This is a genomic window from Thalassotalea sp. ND16A (assembly GCF_000764205.1).
Taxonomy (GTDB): domain Bacteria; phylum Pseudomonadota; class Gammaproteobacteria; order Enterobacterales; family Alteromonadaceae; genus Thalassotalea_A.
In genome coordinates, this window is record NZ_JQDZ01000052.1 from 1 (window position 1) to 20,801 (window position 20,801).

Sequence of the window (20,801 nt, forward strand, 5' to 3'; positions counted from 1 at the left end):
GCTGTCGGTATTGACCAGCTCGGCACTCGGTCCTGAAATTTGCTCCCACAGGTAACTCAGCGCCGCATTTTCCGGGTCAAGCGCATTCGCCGTAAGACTGATTGTGGTTAGCTCATCCATCGCCGCAGCGCTGTCAATGCTGACACTCGGAGCACTGTTGCCGCTAATGACCGCCGGGTCGGCAATTTGGCCATTGGCCAAACCATCGTTGTCGTACACCCCACCATCGACTAACGTCAGAGCAATACAAGACGATCCTTGCTGTAAGCCAGCTTGATAATCCTCAGAGCCAATCATCGGACATTGACCGTCCTCGTTTAACATTGCTGACGCAATGCGATTGCCTCCCTCTTCCACAAAGGCACTCCAGCCATTGTCTGCATGGTATTTCATATACTCGGCATTGGCCGGCAAACTCAGCCCTCTCGGCAATGGTATTATCACCGTCGCCGCATCTCCAGGTTGTGTTAAGCCACTAATAATAAAGTCAATCACCGGCGTTACTGGCGTATTCACAAGTAAGCTGTTGTCTTTATTCATTAGCGCCGCAAAATCGGTGGTACTCATGCTCGCCATGGAGGCATTTACGCCTAAGGCTTGATGTACGCTTCGTCCTATCGACAACGTTAACCCGCTCGAGGTTTGTAATCGCGCAAACATCCCGATTGGCAATTGCGAGCGGTCCTGGTTATCGTCAAGGTGGTCGGCAATGCCGTCACCGTCACTGTCACCAAAACCTTCGAGGTCATCATTGATACCATCACCATCACTATCTTGATTGTCTGACAGTACCGGTGTGGTCGTCACTACATTTAGGCTAAGGTTAACCGTGACACTGTATTGCTCACTGGTATTGTTTTCCGTCACCGTCGCCGATACCACATAGCTACCTTCATCTACCACTGCTGGGTCGAAGCTAAATTCGCCCTCAACAGCACTGGTATTGGTTAAGCTGCTATCCCAGATAACACTGTGCGTATCGCTGTGGTTGCTATCGAAAATATCGGCCAGTACCGTGACACTGCCCTGGTCTTTATATACCGTGCTGCGCACATCACTGTCTTGACGACCCAACAACTCAAGCCTTGGCACGACATTATGGTCAATCAGTTCAATGTTGGCATTGCTGATATTGTTGCTATTGCCTAAGGTCGCGTTCGTTGCTGAGCTGAGCGTAAGCGCAACCGTATCGCCAACCTCATGTCCGCTTAAGTCAACCTCAACACTGCCCAATTGACCTTCGCTGATGATCACATCCAACGATGGCAGGCCAAAGCTTTCACTTGCGGCATTTGTTGCGGTAACGTCAACCGTCAGGCTGACCGGATAATCTACCGCCTTGCCATTGAGAGACACTGGAATGGTTAGTTGAGCACCGACTTCGGCCAAATACTCACCACCTAGACTAGCAATCGGTAATATCACGACCGACTGGGCTCCTTCACTGGTGTTACCGCTTGAATCACTGACCTGCCACAGCATATTATGACGACCAGGTAGGCGATTAACTTCACCAACAAGCATCGCTTCGACGTTACCGTCTACCAAATCAAAGCCCGTCAAACTGAGCAGTTTGCTCACCTCGCTGTAATAGCCGAGAGCATTGACTGTAACCTCCTCTAATTGGCCTAAATCTGGTGCCGTAGTATCGATAACCGTAACCAGCTGCGTATCAGTTTGAGTATTGTCATCGCTGTCGGTAACCGACCAGGTGATCGTATGCTCGCCCACCGCATAAGGTCCGGCGTTATCCACACTGCCTTGCAGGTTAGTATCTTTATCGTCTTCTATGACCGCTTGGCCTAACTCAACTTCAGTGGTAATCCCCGTGGCTTCAACAACAATATCCGCTGGTGCTTCAATGCTGAGTCCTGCAATACCATTATCGACAACCGTCACAGTAAAGCTTTGACTGACACTGTCTTGGCCATCACTGACTGAGACCGTTACCGCATGGCTGCCAACATCGCTGTCAATCGGCGTACCCGATAACACGTTGCCGGTTAGGGTTAACCAACTCGGTAAACTGTCGGCACTGAACGTCAAAGAATCACCATTATCATCAATAGCCATTAAGGTATAACTATACAAACTACCTTCCACCGATGTTGTAATCGCCGTACTGGTAAATACAGGTGCACTATTCACGATTGGCGCGGCTTCAACCACAATGCTGAAACTTTGCGATACGCTGTCTTCTCCATCAGTGACTGACAAGGTTACCGCATGGCTGCCAACATCACTTAGACTCGGCGTACCCGATAACACATTGCCGGTAAAGCTTAACCAACTCGGTAAGATGTCCGCACTGAACGTTAGGTTATCGCCATCGGCGTCACTTGCCGTAACCGTGTAACTGTACAAGCTGCCTTCCATAGAGGCGGTGTTCGCGGTACTGCTAAAGACTGGCACGCTATTCGGGATTGGCGCTGCGTCTACCGTTATGCTAAAGCTTTGGCTGGTACTGTCTTGTCCATCGCTGACCGTAAAAGTGACGGCATGGCTACCAACATCACTTAAACTCGGCGTGCCCGATAGCACATTATCCGTTAGGGTCAACCATGAAGGCAGGCCGTCCGCACTGTAGGCTAGAGTATCGCCTTCTTCATCACTTGCCATTGCCGTGTAACTGTACACAGAGCCTTCCATAGCTGCCGTAATCGCAGTACTGGTAAAGACCGGCGCAACATTTACGTGCAGCACCATGCTTGGGCTAACGATAATGGTTTGTAACTCTTTCACCGTGATGTCTTGAGCATAGTCATCGTAACCATCGAGTGAGAAAGTGATCTGGGTATCGCCATTCGGATTGCCAAAATAGAACAATCCATTTGGTAGCGTCAACGCGCCACCACCATCACTGGTTATAACACGAACTCGAGAAAGGCCTTCACCGGTTACTGCATCCACTACTTTGCCTTTAATAGTGCCGTTAAATCCGACTCCGGTAGACGCTAACACAAGGTCGTAACCACTTTTGCCATCATCAAACACATTTTCGGCTAATGGAGACACCTGTACTTTGGCATAGTAAACACCCGCATTACTTACCGGAACCGATATAATTTCACTTTCCCCTTCCACACCATCATCGACAATATCAAGAAGGGTGACAGCATCTTCCGCGTAAAACTCAATTTGCGGATCGACACCTATGCCAACATTCTCAAGACGCAATTCATAGCCAAAGTTACCTTGCGAGTCGGCACCAAGATAAAATACAAACCAATCTTCATCGGCTTCTTCATGCAAGGTATGACGTTTTATAGTGAGCGCATCCACTTCTACCACACTGGCATCTTCTGGACTGTTGTCTACTTCGTAACTATCTGGAAGTGTTTGCGTTTGCGTCACAGTGCCTTGCACGCTATCGGTTAACATTGACACATAGCCTTCCGAGTTTACGGCAAAGTACTGTACTAAGTAGTCGCCTTTAACCTTAAAGCCATCATAAACACTACTGTAATAGCCACTACCATCATCCACTAAATCTACTTTTGCAATCTGTGCGACCGCCGAAATTGAGCTAGAATGGGTGACGTAGGCATACACATCGGTTAATTCACTCGTGGTGGTAATATTCTCAGCCCACAAGGTGGTACTGCTACCCTCAGTTAACGATTGTATTGGCGCAATAGCACCAATAAGCGGTTCATCACCGGCGGTTAATAACCCTCCGCCAATCACATGACCACTGCGAGATAATAAACCACCATCAATTTTTTTATCACTCACACCATCATTATTAAAATCAAGGAAAGGTGTTTGCGTTAATGGTGCGCGTTTTAACGTGCTTTGCGCTAACCGGTACGATTGACGGGTAGTTTGCCCTTGCGCCACTTGTCCAAAAAACAGATTGGAAAAACTGATGTACTCTTGCGCGAGCCAATGAGCTTTTTGTGATGCACTGGTACTTGCCATCATGACAGGTGGCTGAGTAAAGCCGCTGAGCTTCGAGGCAAATGCGCCAGATGAGTCACCATCAAGTAATACGCTTAATTGGCCTTCACGTGCAATCATGGTCTCATCCAACCAGGTCACCAGGTTCGACGGAGAAATGCTGTCACCTTGTAAACGAATATTATTCGCATCCATGTCTCCAGCAATATAAACAAATAAATCGCCAGTGGTTTCTTTGGCCCAAACATTAATCGCGGTATCCAAAGCGGTAGAGGTCGCGACATCATCTGCTTGTACCAGCCCTTCAGCCAATACTTTTATTTGAGCAGCACTATAACCTTGTTTGATCAACGCATGGTATGCATTCTCAATCTCAGGGTTGATACGGTCTTGTTGTTTACTGTTTTTGTATGCCGCAACTAAAATAGCACGTTTATCAATACCAGAGCCTAAGCTCACCGAACGTAATGACGGTAAGGTTTTATTGCCTTTTTTATCTTGTGCAACTACTGAGACATATTGGCTGCCTTGCAGTAAGCCTGCCGATAGCTGGCCGCTGTAATTACCTTCGTTATTTAATACCAGTTCAACCGTTGGTGCATCAATAATAGGGCTAGTTTCGGCATCCGTGGTTGCTGCATTGCGTGGCACAATAAATGCCCAAATGCGTTGCAATTCATCACTGCCATTGTCAGCTAAATTGGCAGAAATCACCAACTCATTTCCTTCGATAGCAGAAGATGATGATTGAATGCGCAATGCCGTACTGGCGTGTTTATTGCCTTGACCAATATAGCGACCTTTTAATTGATTACGATCGTTTGCGCCAGACACACTTAGCTGTGGCGTTTGATTTAGGCCATTACTTGAGAAGAAACTTGAGCTTTGAGTGAAAGCTGCATACATGTCATTGCCATTATCAATGTGCTGCCAGAACAAGCCAGAGAATGAAATCGCACCATCTTGCAGGAACAAGGCATCTTGTGTGCTATTGGCACTGGTGATGATGGTTCTGCCTTCACCTTCAAGCTCATCAACAAAACTACCAGATTTACAGGCATCGTAAACCAGTGACAAACGACCAGTATAGGCATCAAGCCAACTGCCCAGTTCACTCGATGACATCACTTCATCCACTTTCACCCTGAAGCTATCTACGTTACCGTGATCGACCAGATAAAATACCAGAGAATCGGTATCACCGGCCCAATCTATGGCGGTTTGCATATTGGCTTTAGTGGCTTCAAGGAAGAGCTCGTCATCTTCCCCATTGCCATCAAAGTCAATGCGCTGATTCGATAAATAATAAATTCTATCTTTGCTAAATCCTTGACGTATTAAGGTGCGATACGCGGTATTGGCATGTTGCAAGGTAGCATTCCAAAGGTTGTTACCTTCATAATCCCCCCCCCCGGCAACTATAATCGCCTTGGCATTCACATCCACCAGCGTTGGTTTTAACACTTGCAATCGGCCTTGCGCCGTATCGGCCCATACCAACTTACCTTGTGAGGTAAATTCAGCGGTTACATTAGAATTCAGCGCATTTTGCCCCTGACCATAACCTATTTCATCAAATACCTGAGCAAAGGTAAAATCAGTATCAAGCTGGTGCAAATGGATCTCCGGACCATAACTAATCACCAGGTTTTGCTCACCAAAACTTAAGCGTGCTTTATCGGCAACATCTGAGCTGGCAGATAACCTGTCAAGCGCGGTTTCATTCAATACGTTACCGCTATTACCCAAACGCATCAGCGCTAAGTTAGCAGAATTTGCCAGCCCTTGATGTAACACAAAGAGATCGTCGCCATTGCCGGTAATGTCTAATCCTTTCTCGGTAACGGTATCTAACAACCAGGTTGCGACTACTGCGTCAGTGTTTACATCGAACTGCCACACACGGTAAACGCTCGAGTTGGTATCAGCCAAACTGTCACGGTTTAATATGTACAAGAAATCACCCTGATAATGCATTGCCCGGGCAAAACCATTTGGCAGAGCCGTAGCACCACCCCAACCACCTTGGGTAGTAAAGCGGTGTAACAGCACTTGCGTATCGGTATTTTCTAGCACGTACAGTTTTGCATCATTAGAGACCGCTTCTTTGCCCATTACCATATCTTGATAAGCAATCAATCGGTTTGAGCTGTCTTTCAAAGTAAAGCTGTCTTTAAAACGAGTATCCGCTTGCGATTCAAAATCAAACAGCTGTACCCGTCCGGTACTGCTTTCAACGGTCCATACCTGATTGGTGTTATCGGCAAACGTATCGGCATGCACGGCAAAGTTTTCATCCACAAACGAGGCATTATTGGCACTGAAAGCCGAGTAATTTGCCACTTGCCGCAAGTTTTGATCAAACTTACGCAATAAGCCATTGCCGGCAAGGTAATGACGACCTTTTACGCTGGAAATAAATCGAGCATCGCTACCCGTTTGGTTAGTAATGGTTTGATGCACCAAACCACCATTTGCATCAATTTGATACAACTCAGTTTGCGCATCAATAAGAATATGATCATTATCCAGTAGTTGAATGTCTTGTAACACCGCACAGTTATTTTGTTGATAATCACTCACCGTTCGGGTCGAGCTGGCATTATTGGTTAAATCATCATAAATCCATAACCTACCACAATCACCACCATCGGCGGCAACCACATTCACCGTACCTAGCGCATTTTGAGCAAAGTGCAAATTGGTAAATACGTTTACATCGATTAAGTTAAAACTGTTAGTGAGTTGCCCTTCATCATCAAGATGTCGAACATTCACTTCACCATCTAACCAGGTTAACACCGACATACCATCATCGGTCACTTGCACGTCAGCAATGTCATCTTTCGACTCACCGCCGCCTGACGAAACACCGTTCAGTTTTATCGCTTTAATATAACGACCATTACTGGCGATTTGATGCCAATACCAGGCACTTTCAGTATTCGTTTGGTGAAATGCAACAATATGCCACTTTCTATCATGATTTTGCACACCAACAACTTTTTGCCAACCGCCTACTCGTTGACCGAGTTTTCTGCTGGCAATTAAACGGCCATTGTTACTGGCGTTATAGCCATTTAAACGAACGTCTTCACTGCCATGATATTCCACTACCGATATACGTCCATGCTTGTCAGCTCCCATGCCAACGACATTATTGAAATAAATATCACTGGGGAGTCTTGGTAGCATTTCATCGAAGGCATAGACCTTACTTAATAAATTATTAAGATTGTCTTTATTATCACCGACACCATCATTGTCACTATCACTTTGTTCACCAGGATCGCTTGGGAAAGCGTCAACACCATCGTCAACACCATCACCATCAGTGTCGCTGTTGGTTGGGTCTAAACCTTGCGTTTGCTCTTCAAGGTTAGTCACCCCATCACCGTCAGCATCGCCATCGGCAATCATGCTGGTGGTATCCTCACCATATACCGATTCAAACGCATCTGATAATCCATCGTCATCAGAATCCGTTTTCAATAACAATTCAAGAGCGTCACTGGCGTCCACTTTATTACCGGCCAAATCGCGTATTTGTATGGTTAATTGATAATCTTGATTAGGTCTAAAGTTCAGACTCATCGAGTGACTTAAACGGTATTCGTTATCGTCCGCTTGCTTGTAGTTACGAGCCTTATCAATGCGCTTAAATTTAGCCTTAGCCGTAACCGGTTCACTTGCGGTGAAGCTAACATTCACCTGACCATTACGAATAGACGTAATCTCAGGCAGTAGCGTAAATTCAGGGTCGAGTAGGTCTTCGTCACTACTGGTGGTGAAACTATAATTGCCAGAGTTCACCACATTACCCGCTTCATCTTGCAAGACAAGGCGATAATGATAGGCAGTAGAGGCGTTAAGCCCGGTGATCACCTGACTGTGAACGGTACGATTACCTTGGGTAGTGGCGACTTGATACCTGGTTAACGATGTTTCTTTAAAGTTCACTACCGTTTGTGATAGTTCATCAGTTTGCCACTCTATCAGTGCAACAGAGTCTGAAAGATAGTTTACTCGCGGCGTAGCCGTTATCCGTGGATTTACAGTATCCACTTCATCTAAGGTGCGAATAAAGCCAGTTTCAAAAGTGTCACCACCCAAGGCACTGCCTACTTGCCCACCCGTAGATGCGGTACTGCTTACCTGACATTGGTAGTAGTGGCCAGGGGTTAAACCCGTAACCATTAATTGCTGATGCTTATTCTCAGTAATACTGCGAGCATCATACACTTCGCCGTCATCGGCAAAACAAAGCACTTCGCCGTGAGCGGCTTTATTGGTTCTAAGGCCGATGGTTAATGTATTGCCTTTCACCTGTAACAAACTCGGTAAGTCAACATAGGCTAACGGCGCACTATTACCTGGCGCTTGCGTACTAAAAGTCGAGGTTTCCGTTGCCGTTACATTGCCACTACTATCGGTGGTGGTTAACTGATAGAAATACGTGGTATCGGCTTTAAGATTCGCAATAACTGCTTGATGACTAATTTTAGGTTCAGTGATCACCAACTGCTCGGTTAGTGTCTCAGCGGTTTCACCAAAACGAATAATCGCACTGGCTGACTCATCCGTTGACCATACCAATGTCGCCGTACTATCACCTAATTGCGTTACTGCAACATCAGAGAGTAATAACGGCGCATCAACATCGGTTTGCACCCGGGTAAAGAAACTTTGCTTACGCGAAAGTCTTGGTCCATTATCAAACGCATCGGTGACCGACACGGTAAACTGGTACTCTTTATCTGGCTCTAACCCGGTTATCGTTTGCACATGGCTGCGAGTAAAATCTTCACTGCGCAGTGGAATATGGTTACCACCATTTTTCAGGTTGTAACTTATCGCACTAATTGCCGGTTCATCGGTTTGCCAATAAAGCGTTGCGGAAGTATTGGTAATATTACGGACCACAGGTTGGGTGCTATAGCGCGGCGCCTGTCGGTCGGTATTTTCTTTAGTGACCAAAGATAATGGTGAGCTCAACACCGGTCCATTGGCATTGGCATCGGTGATTGTTACCTGCACTTGGTAAGTCGATAGTGGCGACAAGTTTGGTAATTGTATTTGATGGGATGTTAATAAGGTATTCACCACTTCACTAACCACAACCGAATCGTCTTGTTTCACTTCGATTAGCGCCGTCACCGGTTCATCGGTAGCAAAATCAACAATCGCAACTGTCGCGCCCACTTGTGAAAGTACTGGTGCCGTAGTAAATACCGGCAAGCTAGAGTCTACTTCCAACAAGGTGGTAAAATCAACCGTATTAAGCAGTGATTCATTACCGGAGGCATCCACAGATTTCACCATAGCGGTATATTCTCCGCCAGAACTTAACCCAGTCACTTGTACACTGTGTTTTTTGGTTAAGGTATTGCTGGTGAAGGTTTCACCATTCACTTCCACTTGCGATTTCGCCGGTTCATCGGTAAACCACACCAGTACTGCGCTAACGTCAGATAAATAACTGACTACTGGGTTTGATACAAATTTTGGTGCTTCGCTGTCTGTAAAACTGATCACGTTTAGTAAGGTTTTGTCTTGTACCAGTTCCGCAATAGGTACTTCTGAACTATCAAAACCATAGAAACCATTATCGGTAACAACAACTTGATACTGCTCTCTCGGATCAGATACATTCGGCAAGTACAAACCGACTTCACCACGGTTACCAATGGTGAGTTTTTTAATGGAAGAAGAATCACCATAGATGTCAATCAAGTTATAATCAATTTTAACGCCCGTTAACGGATAACCATTTTTGTCTTTTGCTTGCGTCGCAAATTTATACAACTTGATTGGCGCTACCAGGTTAAGGTTGACTTGATCAAAATTATCGAGTTTCGCCGGACCTTGAGCAATATCGATAGAATCACTGATCTGAACATCGCGTAACCACGCATCATAGCTGCCTACTCCATCGCTGATCGTCGCCCAATAATCCCAATACGCATCCACTCGATCCCATTGGGCTTTGCTGTAAGGATAGGTATGATTTTTCAGCTCGTAAGTCACACTCGTATCTAGCGGTGCTTCAATCCGTAAGCTGTAATTGCCACCGTCACTACTCGAACCAAGACGATAGTACTGAGTCAATCCGGTGGTTTCGGTGCGGGTCGAGATATTTAAGTCATCGAGCAATAAACCGCCTTGTTCGCTCACCTGACCCTGGATGTCGACGTAACGACGCTCTTGAATGGTGATGGTCACCGTCGAGTCAATTGCAGCACCCGAGCTACTGCCATCCAGCGTAAATTCGTGGATTTGACCTTCACGGAAGGTGTAGCTGGTTTCACTGGTGCTGTTTACCGGCATACTGATAAAGCGATATGCCTCACGCGCATCGGCCAATGGCGGCAAGTAAATCGCCACCACACCGTTGGTATCGGTAGTTAAACTCTTAACCAGACTCCAATCGCCTAAGGTATTCTTCTTCTCCAATTTCACCTGGGTACTGGCTTGCGCTAAACCGTCACTGCCCGTCACCGTCATTTTCGCTTTCTGCAGCGCTACCCCCGCCTGAAGGTTAGCAACAACGTCGTCCTGGCCCACCAAAATATCGACCGAGCCATTAATTTGCACCTCTGGCAACCACGCATCGTACGTGCCTTCACCGTCAGTGATCACCGCCCAATAATCCCAATACGCATCCACTCGCTCCCATTGAGCTTTGCTGTAAGGATAGGTATGATTTTTCAGCTCGTAAGTCACACTCGTATCTAACGGCGCTTCAATCCGTAAGCTGTAATTGCCACCGTCACTACTCGAACCAAGACGATAGTACTGAGTCAATCCGGTGGTTTCGGTGCGGGTCGAGAGTTTTAAGTCATCGAGCAATAAACCGCCTTGTTCACTCACCTGCCCTTGGATGTCGACGTAACGACGCTCTTGAATGGTGATGGTCACCGTCGAGTCAATCACTTGCCCTGAGGTGCTACCGTCTAAGGTAAATTCGTGCGCTTGTCCTTCTTTAAAGATGTACGAAGTCTCACTAGTGCTGTTCACCGGCATACTGGTAAAGCGATACGCCTCGCGTGCATCGGCCAATGGCGGCAAGAAAATCGCCACCACACCATTGGCATCTGTGGTTAAACTCCTGACCAGACTCCAATCGCCTAAGGTATTCTTCTTCTCCAGTTTCACCTGGGTACTGGCTTGCGCTAAACCGTCACTGCCCGTTACCGTCATTTTCGCTTTCTGCAGCGCGACCCCCGCCTGAAGGTTAGCCATGACGTCGTCCTGGCCCACCAAAATATCGACCGAACCATTAATTTGCACCTCCGGCAACCACGCATCGTACGTACCTTCACCGTCGGTGATCGTCGCCCAGTAATCCCAATACGCATCCACTCGCTCCCATTGAGCTTTGCTGTATGGATAAGTGTGATTTTTCAACTCGTAAGTCACACTCACATCTAACGGCGCTTCTATCCGTAGGCTGTAATTGCCGCCACCACTGCTTGAACCAAGACGATAATACTGAGTCAATCCGGTGGTTTCGGTCCGGGTCGATACGCTTAAGCCATCAAGCAATAGACCGCCTTGCTCACTCACCTGCCCCAGGATGTCGACGTAACGACGCTCTTGAATGGTGATGGTCACCGTCGAGTCAATCACTTGCCCTGAGGTACTGCCGTCTAAGGTAAATTCGTGCGTTTGCCCCTCGCGTACGATGTAAGCAGTCTCGCTGGTACTGTTCACCGGCAAACTGATAAAACGATACGCCTCGCGCGCATCGGCCAATGGCGGCAAGTAAATCGCCACCACACCATTGGCATCTGTGGTTAAACTCCTAACCAGACTCCAATCACCTAAGGTATTCTTCTTCTCCAGTTTCACCTGGTTACTGGCTTGAGCTAAACCGTCACTGCCCGTCACCGTCATTTTCGCTTTCTGCAGCGCGACCCCCGCCTGAAGGTTAGCTACAACGTCGTCTTGCCCCACCAAAATATCGACTGAGCTGCTAATTTTCACCTCTGGTAGCCACGCATCGTACGTGCCTTCGCCGTCGGTAATCGTCGCCCAGTAATCCCAATACGCATCCACTCGATCCCATTGAGCTTTGCTGTAAGGATAGGTATGATTTTTCAGCTCGTAAGTCACGCTCGTATCTAGCGGTGCTTCAATCCGTAGGCTGTAATTGCCACCGTCACTACTCGAACCAAGACGATAATACTGAGTCAATCCGGAGGTTTCGGTGCGGGTCGAGATTTTTAAGCCATCAAGCAATAAACCGCTTTGTTCACTCACCTGGCCCAGGATGTCGACGTAACGACGTTCTTGAATGGTGATGGTCACCGTCGAGTCAATCACTTGCCCTGTGGTGCTGCCGTCTAAGGTAAATTCGTGCGTTTGCCCCTCGCGCACAATGTAGGTGGTCTCACTGGTGCTGTTCACCGGCATACTGATAAAACGATACGCCTCGCGCGTATCGGCCAATGGCGGCAAGTAAATCGCCACCACACCGTTGGCATCTGTGGTTAAACTCCTAACCAGACTCCAATCGCCTAAGGTATTCTTCTTCTCCAGTTTCACCTGGGTACTGGTTTGGGCAAAACCGTCGCTGCCCATTACCGTCATTTTCGCTTTCTGCAACGCTACCCCCGCCTGAAGGTTAGCAACAACGTCGTCCTGGCCCACCAAAATATCGACCGAGCCATTAATTTGCACCTCCGGCAACCACGCATCATAGGTGCCTTCACCGTCAGTGATCATCGCCCAATAATCCCAATACGCATCCACTCGCTCCCATTGAGCTTTGCTGTAAGGATAGGTATGATTTTTCAGCTCGTAAGTCACACTCGTATCTAACGGCGCTTCAATCCGTAGGCTGTAATTGCCACCGTCACTACTCGAACCAAGGCGATAATACTGAGTCAATCCGGTGGTTTCGGTGCGGGTCGATAGTTTTAAGCCATCGAGCAATAGACCGCCTTGCTCACTCACCTGGCCCTGGATGTCGACGTAACGACGTTCTTGTATGGTGATGCTCACCATCGAGTCAATCTCTTGCCCTGAGGTACTGCCGTCTATGGTAAATTCGTGCGTTTGCCCCTCGCGCACAATGTAAGTCGTCTCACTGGTGCTGTTCACCGGCATGCTGGTAAAGCGATACGCCTCACGCGCATCGGCCAATGGCGGCAAGTAAATCGCCACCACACCATTGGCATCTGTGGTTAAACTCCTAACCAGACTCCAATCGCCTAAGGTATTCTTCTTCTCCAGTTTCACCTGGGTACTGGTTTGGGCAAAACCGTCGCTGCCCATTACCGTCATTTTCGCTTTCTGCAACGTAACCCCGGCTTGCAGGTTAGCCATGACGTCGTCCTGGCCCACCAAAATATCGACCGAACCATTAATTTGCACCTCCGGCAACCACGCATCATAGGTGCCTTCGCCGTCAGTGATCGTCGCCCAATAATCCCAATACGCATCCACTCGATCCCATTGAGCCTTGCTGTAAGGATAGGTGTGATTTTTCAGCTCGTAGGTCACGTTCGCATCTAACGGCGCTTCTATCCGTAGGCTGTAATTGCCACCGTCACTACTCGAACCAAGGCGATAATACTGAGTCAATCCGGTGGTTTCGGTGCGGGTCGATAGTTTTAAGCCATCGAGCAATAGACCGCTTTGTTCACTCACCTGGCCCTGGATATCGACGTAACGACGCTCTTGTATGGTGATGCTCACCGTCGAGTCAATCACTTGCCCTGAGGTACTGCCGTCTAAGGTAAATTCGTGCGTTTGACCTTCCCGTACAATGTAAGTCGTCTCACTGGTGCTGTTCACCGGCATGCTGGTAAAGCGATACGCCTCACGCGCATCGGCCAATGGCGGCAAGTAAATCGCCACCACACCATTGGCATCTGTGGTTAAACTCCTAACCAGACTCCAATCGCCTAAGGTATTCTTCTTCTCCAGTTTCACCTGGGTACTGGTTTGGGCAAAACCGTCGCTGCCCATTACCGTCATTTTCGCTTTCTGCAACGTAACCCAGGCTTGCAGGTTAGCCATGACGTCGTCCTGGCCCACCAAAATATCGACCGAACCATTAATTTGCACCTCCGGCAACCACGCATCATAGGTGCCTTCGCCGTCAGTGATCGTCGCCCAATAATCCCAATACGCATCCACTCGATCCCATTGAGCCTTGCTGTTAGGATAGGTATGATTTTTCAGCTCGTAGGTCACACTAGTATCTAACGGCGCTTCTATCCGTAGGCTGTAATTGCCACCGTCACTACTCGAACCAAGGCGATAATACTGAGTCAATCCGGTGGTTTCGGTGCGGGTTGATAGTTTTAAGCCATCGAGCAATAGACCGCCTTGCTCACTCACCTGGCCCATAATGTCGACGTAACGGCGCTCTTGTATGGTGATGCTCACCATCGAGTCAATCTCTTGCCCTGAGGTACTGCCGTCTAAGGTAAATTCGTGCGTTTGACCTTCCCGTACAATGTAAGTCGTCTCACTGGTGCTGTTCACCGGCATACTGATAAAACGGTACGCCTCGCGCGCATCGGCCAATGGCGGCAAGTAAATCGCCACCACACCGTTGGCATCAGTAGTGAGTTGCTTAAACTTAATCCAATCGCCTGAAGTATTCTTCTTTTGCACGTCGACACGAGTATTGGTCTGAGCAAATCCGTCACTGCCCATCACCGTCATCTTCGCTTTTTGCAGTGCAACAGGTGCCTGAAGGTTGACTACGACGTCGTCCTGGCCCACCAAAATATCGACCGAACCATTAATTTGCACCTCCGGCAACCACGCATCATAGGTGCCTTCGCCATCGGTGATCGTCGCCCAATAATCCCAATACGCATCCACTCGATCCCATTGAGCTTTGCTGTAAGGATAGGTATGATTTTTAAGCTCGTAAGTCACACTCGTATCTAGCGGCGCTTCTATCCGTAAACTGTAATTGCCAGCGTCACTACTCGAACCAAGACGATAATACTGAGTCAATCCGGTGGTTTCGGTGCGGGTCGATAGTTTTAAGCCAGCGAGCAATAGACCGCTTTGTTCACTTACCTGGCCTTGAATGTCGACGTAACGGCGCTCTTGTATGGTTATATTCACCGTCGAGTCAATTGCCGCGCCCGAGCTACTGCCATCCAGCGTAAATTCGTGCGTTTGACCTTCCCGTACAATGTAGGTGGTCTCACTGGTGTTGTTCACCGGCATGGTGATAAAACGGTACGCCTCACTCGCATCCGCCAATGGCGGTAAGTAAATCGCCACCACACCGCGGGCATCAGTAGTGAGTTGCTTAAACTTACTCCAATCGCCTGAAGTATTCTTCATTTGCACGTCGACACGAGTATTGGTCTGAGCAAATCCGTCACTGCCCATCACCGTCATCTTCGCTTTCTGCAGTGCAACTGGTGCCTGAAGGTTGACTACGACGTCGTCTTGCCCCACCAAAATATCGACCGAACCATTAATTTGCACCTCCGGCAGCCACGCATCATACGTGCCCTCACCATCGGTGATCGTCGCCCAATAATCCCAATACGCATCCACTCGATCCCATTGAGCTTTGCTGTAAGGATAAGTATGATTTTTCAGCTCATAAGTCACACTCGTATCAAGCGGCGCTTCTATCCGTAAGCTGTAATTGCCGCCACCACTGCTTGAACCAAGACGATAATACTGAGTCAATTCGGTGGTTTCGGTGCGGGTCGATAGTTTTAAACCATCGAGCAATAGACCGCTTTGTTCACTTACCTGGCCCATAATGTCGACGTAACGGCGCTCTTGTATGGTTATATTCACCGTTGAGTCAATAATTGCGCCCGAGCTACTGCCATCCAACGTAAATTCGTGCGTTTGACCTTCTCGAACAATGTAGGTGGTCTCACTGGTGCTGTTCACCGGCATGGTGATAAAGCGATACGCCTCACTCGCACCCGCCAATGGCGGTAAGTAAATCGCCACCACACCGCGGGCATCAGTGCTGAGTTGCTTAAACTTACTCCAATCGCCTAAAGTATTCTTCTTTTGCACGTCGACACGTGTATTGGTCTGGGCAAACCCGTCGCTGCCCATTACTGTCATTTTCGCTTTCTGCAGTGCAACTGGTGCCTGAAGGTTGACTACGACGTCGTCTTGCCCCACCAAAATATCGACTGTGCTGCTAATTTGCACCTCCGGTAGCCACGCATCATACGTGCCCTCTCCATCAGTGATCGTCGCCCAATAATCCCAATACGCATCCACTCTATCCCATTGGGCTTTATTATACGGGTAGGTGTTATTTTTCAGCTCGTAGTTCACGCTCTTATCTAACGGTGCTTCTATCCGTAAGCTGTAATTGCCGCCACCAGAGCTTGAACCAAGACGATAATACTGAGTCAATCCGGTCGTTTCGGTGCGGGTCGAGATTTGTAAACCATCAAGCAATAGACCGCCTTGCTCACTCACTTGCCCCATAATATCGACGTAACGACGCTCAGTTAAAGTTACAGTACCATCAATGTCTTTGTCAGCCGTTAAAGTAAAATCTATAGTTTCACCAGATAAATTAAAAAATGCATTGCCAACAGGTTTGATCACCCACTGGTAATTTTGGCTACCCGATGTTTCAGGAAGTAACACAGAAATAGTACCGTCATTGCCTGTTCTAAAATCTTTTAGATGTTTTGACGTACCATTTACTGAATAAAGTGATACCAGTGTATTACCTTGAGAGAAACCATCGGTATCGTTAACGGTTAACACTACATTACGTAATGAAATTGGTAGTGTTATGTTTTTTGTGAGTCGGTTATTTGGAATACTGGCGCTAAGCGAAATAGCTTCCGTAATACTGCTGGTACCGAGATAAACATCGGTGCTGCGATTGTTTATTGTTGTTTTTGCCCAATTATCAACACAAGTAGCACATTTGCCATTTTGGGCGCTGTAGTTGGTAACAACACCTTCATTAGCTCTAAGCAGCACCTGATAGAAGCCGTTGTCATCGGTAACTTGATTCGGGTAATAACCTTGATAGGGGGAAGTGTAATCTGACTCAGCGATTTCCGCTGTACTAAAACCAACCGTTAACCCGGTTAATAGGTGGTTATTGGCATCGGTGACAGTGCCAGAAACATTAATGGCATGTTTGGCTTCCATGGTCAGGGTTTTTAAGGTGCTTTCCGTCACCGTAAATTGTGGAGAAACTGGTGGGAACCACAATCCAGCTTGTTCTTTAGGTGTTACTGGCTCTAGTACATAATTTATTGCTGTGTCTGCATCTTCAATGTACGCCAATAAGTAAATGGTTTCTAAACCGTCTTCACCCGTGACTAAGCTGCTTACCCAATGTTTAGTGCCATTGACTTCATACAAGTCGACTACTAGATCTTGTGCCTGGCTCGATGGTGATAAGGTTTGTAATTGAACTTGATAAACCGGGGGCAAAACAATATCGGTATTTTCAGTCAAAGAATTTATGTTAACTGTTGTTTGCCAAAATGGAATATAGGTGTGTCTATATAATGGCTCACTGTTTATGCTAATTTTATCGCCTAAAACTTCCATCGATACCGAGTAAGTAGCTCCTTGATTACTGTTCAGTGAGTTATCAGTTAACAAGGATATAATATATTTACCCGCTGCATTGGTAACAACACTGGGTTCTTCACCTAAACCAAATTGATAGCTCGTTTGTGGCAAGTCTTCTGTACTAAAGGTTAATGCTACTTTTCCTAAAGTATTATCGTTACTTGATTTTAACGTACCACTTAAATCGATGATCTCTTCATTACTGTTGATCACAATATTTTCAGTAATAACTTCACTTCTCACCGATAACTTTTGCCACGGTGATTTGCTATTGCCGTACTCCGCACGAATGTAATAATTGCCCCAGGCATCAAAGTCATAACTATAGGTGCCATCAACATCACTAGTTAAGGTTGTTAATAATTCAAAATCACTATCCATAATCGAAACAGTGGCTGCAACAAAGCTGTCTTTATTATACAGGTCAATGAGTTGTACTGTACCGGTTAAGCTAGACCCTAATTGCAATTCAGGATTAATGCGTTTATCAAAACTCACCGTTAATGCTTCACCGGTATCTGGGCCTTCATCATAACCATCAAGAGCAACATTAAAGTCACCGATATGGGTAGAGTGCGGTGTCAGGGCAAAATGTAAACCGGTGGCATTAGTGTCATTGATGATTGGGAAGTAGAAGTTTATTTCGCCGTTAGCATCGGTTTTGCTGTCGCCTAGTCTGAATGTTAACCCGCCTTCGGCTTCACTAAATTGCTGATAAAAAACCACATCAACATTGGCTAAAGGTAAACCTTCAAGGTCGGTAGCAATCAGCTTTTGCGCTGAAAAACTTGGTATTTCAATATTGTATTCAACATCAAGTGTTTCTCTGCTCACGCTTAAAGTTGAACGTTGTTTTGAGGAAAACACCGGCCAGTCTTCATTAGTGCCAGCAATTTTGCTGATGCCGCCCATCAACCAAATGTCGATATCCAGTTCTGTATCAAAGTCAGGGATGCTGACCACGCCGGAATACTGGCCGTAGCGGTCGGTAGTAATTCTGTGTTTTTCCAATTTTGCCGATACACTGGTGACACCAACTTCGGCAAAACTCACTGGCGAACCATCAGGCGTGGTAACGGCGCCATGGATGGTGACATCTTTTTTGCTGATCAACACATTGAGATCAAGATTTTTCTCATCCCCGGTTAATTGTAATTCAACAAAACCTGTGGTTGCTTGTGCTTGTACCGCACTTAAGAAATAGAGACCAGGATCGGGGTAATAAAGTTGATACCTGCCAATACCATCAGTATCAACGCTTGATACTTGATTAAAATTACGATCATAGAGAGTTACCGTACCTGCGGTAGCAAATTCACCATCGACGGTAAACGTACCAAACACTTCTCCGGCCTGACTATTGATTGAGCAACTAAGAATTATCAAACTTAACGTGGACAAACAATATCGTCGAAAGCTTCTGATTTTCTTGGATTTATTAATCACTGTGGCTGACTTCGATTTAAACGATAACAAACATGCAAGTTTTGATAGCAGTTTACGTCCAAAAGTATTGTTTTTATTTTCCATAATATTTACTCAACTATGTAATTAGTCAGGTGATAATTCTTATATTCACCATTTTTTATTTTTAATGTTTAATTCAATTTCTTAAATGCGGTTTCTACGGCGGCAATCAATGCATCATTCGGCTCTAGCACCGGAAACTTCTTACCTACCGAGGTTTTATTTTGCACTTGCCCCGGTTTGCTTAAATCGGTTTGTTGATAAGTGACTTTTGCCAATACAAATTCGTGCTCTTTTGGGTCGGGTCGCAGTACAAAGGTACTTAAATTGCCCGCAACCGTTATTGAGATAACAGAACCAACACCGTAAGCGTTGGTTAATGCCGAAGGTGATAATTGCTGGATTGGCCGACAAGGATCCTCAACCACTAAGGACTGTGATTTAAGAATGTTTTTTTCAGCCAGGGTGTAAAGTTGTTTCTCAGTGGTGAAATTTTCGGGAATGACTTTGCCTTCTTTATCTTTAAACTCATAGGCTATGGTAGTTAATACCGCATCATCTTTTTTCGGCTGAGTTAGCCAATTATCAACAGTTAGCACATAGTTAACAGCATTTTTTTGTATCGGCGCGCCGTTAACATCAACAAGCTGATAACTGATGAAAGTGGCTTGGTTTTCTGTTTTAACCGCATGGCCAATAAGAAAGTATTGTGCCTGTTCTTTGCTTTGACTTACCGATGGCAATGCCTGGTTGATCTCATGACTTAAGATGTTTTTTTCAATAAGCCAGGAGCCGTTATCTTGAAACATAGGACACGTATAAACACCTTCAAGCTCGATACCGGAAACAAGAATAAATGCCGCAAGTTTAGGATCCGAGATCACAGAGTCTGTTAATTGCTTAACGTAGTCATTCAAGGAGAGCAACCACTGATTTTTGTTGGATAAGTCAGCCATCCACGTTGGCGTTTTTACTTGTTCAGTTTGTTTAGGTTTTGGCGCAAGCATACTGGCGATAAGATAATCTTTGATATGCAGCGACAGCTTGGGCATTAAGTCATTGGCCAGGGTGAACTTAGCGATATCGATTTTTTGTTGTTGATACAAGGTGATTTGGCTGTCTAATAACTGCTTTTCTGCCTTGATTTTGGTCAGGTATAAATTAAAAGAATGCTCGGTATCAATTTGCGCCTCAGCTCGATAGCCCTGTTTGGTCTTCATCACAAACACTTCGGCACCTAACAAGGTTAAATCAGTGGATGTATTCACACTATCCACCAACTCTTGCGTGGCGACATTATTTTTTAACTGACTAGTAACTAAGGTTTCACCGGATACCTTCACTTGAATAGATTCGGCTAACCGCCTGAGGGCTTCGGCTCTGGCATCCGTTTCACTTTCTGAGGTGGCATTGGCGCTAAGTTGCGTAGCCTGTGCAAGATTAGAACACAGATTAATCACCACAAATACAACGAACAAGAATTTACACTTCAAAACAATTCCCTTTTTTTATTATCTTATTAAAATAGACTATCTAATAAATTTAACCAATATATTGCGTTCAACGGCTTGATTTATGAACAGTTTTAAGCCGTTTTTTATATGTTCTCTTACGAGCTTAGAAAGTTAAATTAGGCAATCGCCTGGTGCGAGCATGACCCGCGAACCACAGCAGCACCAGCAACCAATATAGATTGATGGCACCACCGCCACCGCCGCCACCGTCATCTTTTGGTGGGGTGGTTGTGACTTGGTTTTTCACCGTGATGCTGGTATCGGTCGATATCTCTCGATTGCCCTGAGAAATGGTTAATCGAATAACCACCGCAGAATCACTGCTCACCTGTGGTGCGGTAAAGCCGGAGGTCGCAC

General features: G+C 46.5%; 3 protein-coding genes. All 3 read right to left on the reverse strand.

Annotated features, from left to right (window positions below; translation table 11 throughout):
- A partial coding sequence (locus tag ND16A_RS09680; protein WP_200880827.1) for a putative Ig domain-containing protein occupies nucleotides 1–18,993 on the reverse strand: 18,993 nt, incomplete at its 3' end.
- 68 nt (nucleotides 18,994–19,061) lie between these two features.
- Nucleotides 19,062–20,423, reverse strand: coding sequence for a hypothetical protein (locus tag ND16A_RS09675; RefSeq protein WP_033077532.1), 1,362 nt, complete (start codon nucleotides 20,421–20,423; stop codon nucleotides 19,062–19,064).
- Between the two features lie 124 nt (nucleotides 20,424–20,547).
- On the reverse strand, nucleotides 20,548–20,801 hold a 254-nt coding region (locus tag ND16A_RS21290; RefSeq protein WP_033077533.1), incomplete at its 5' end, for a hypothetical protein.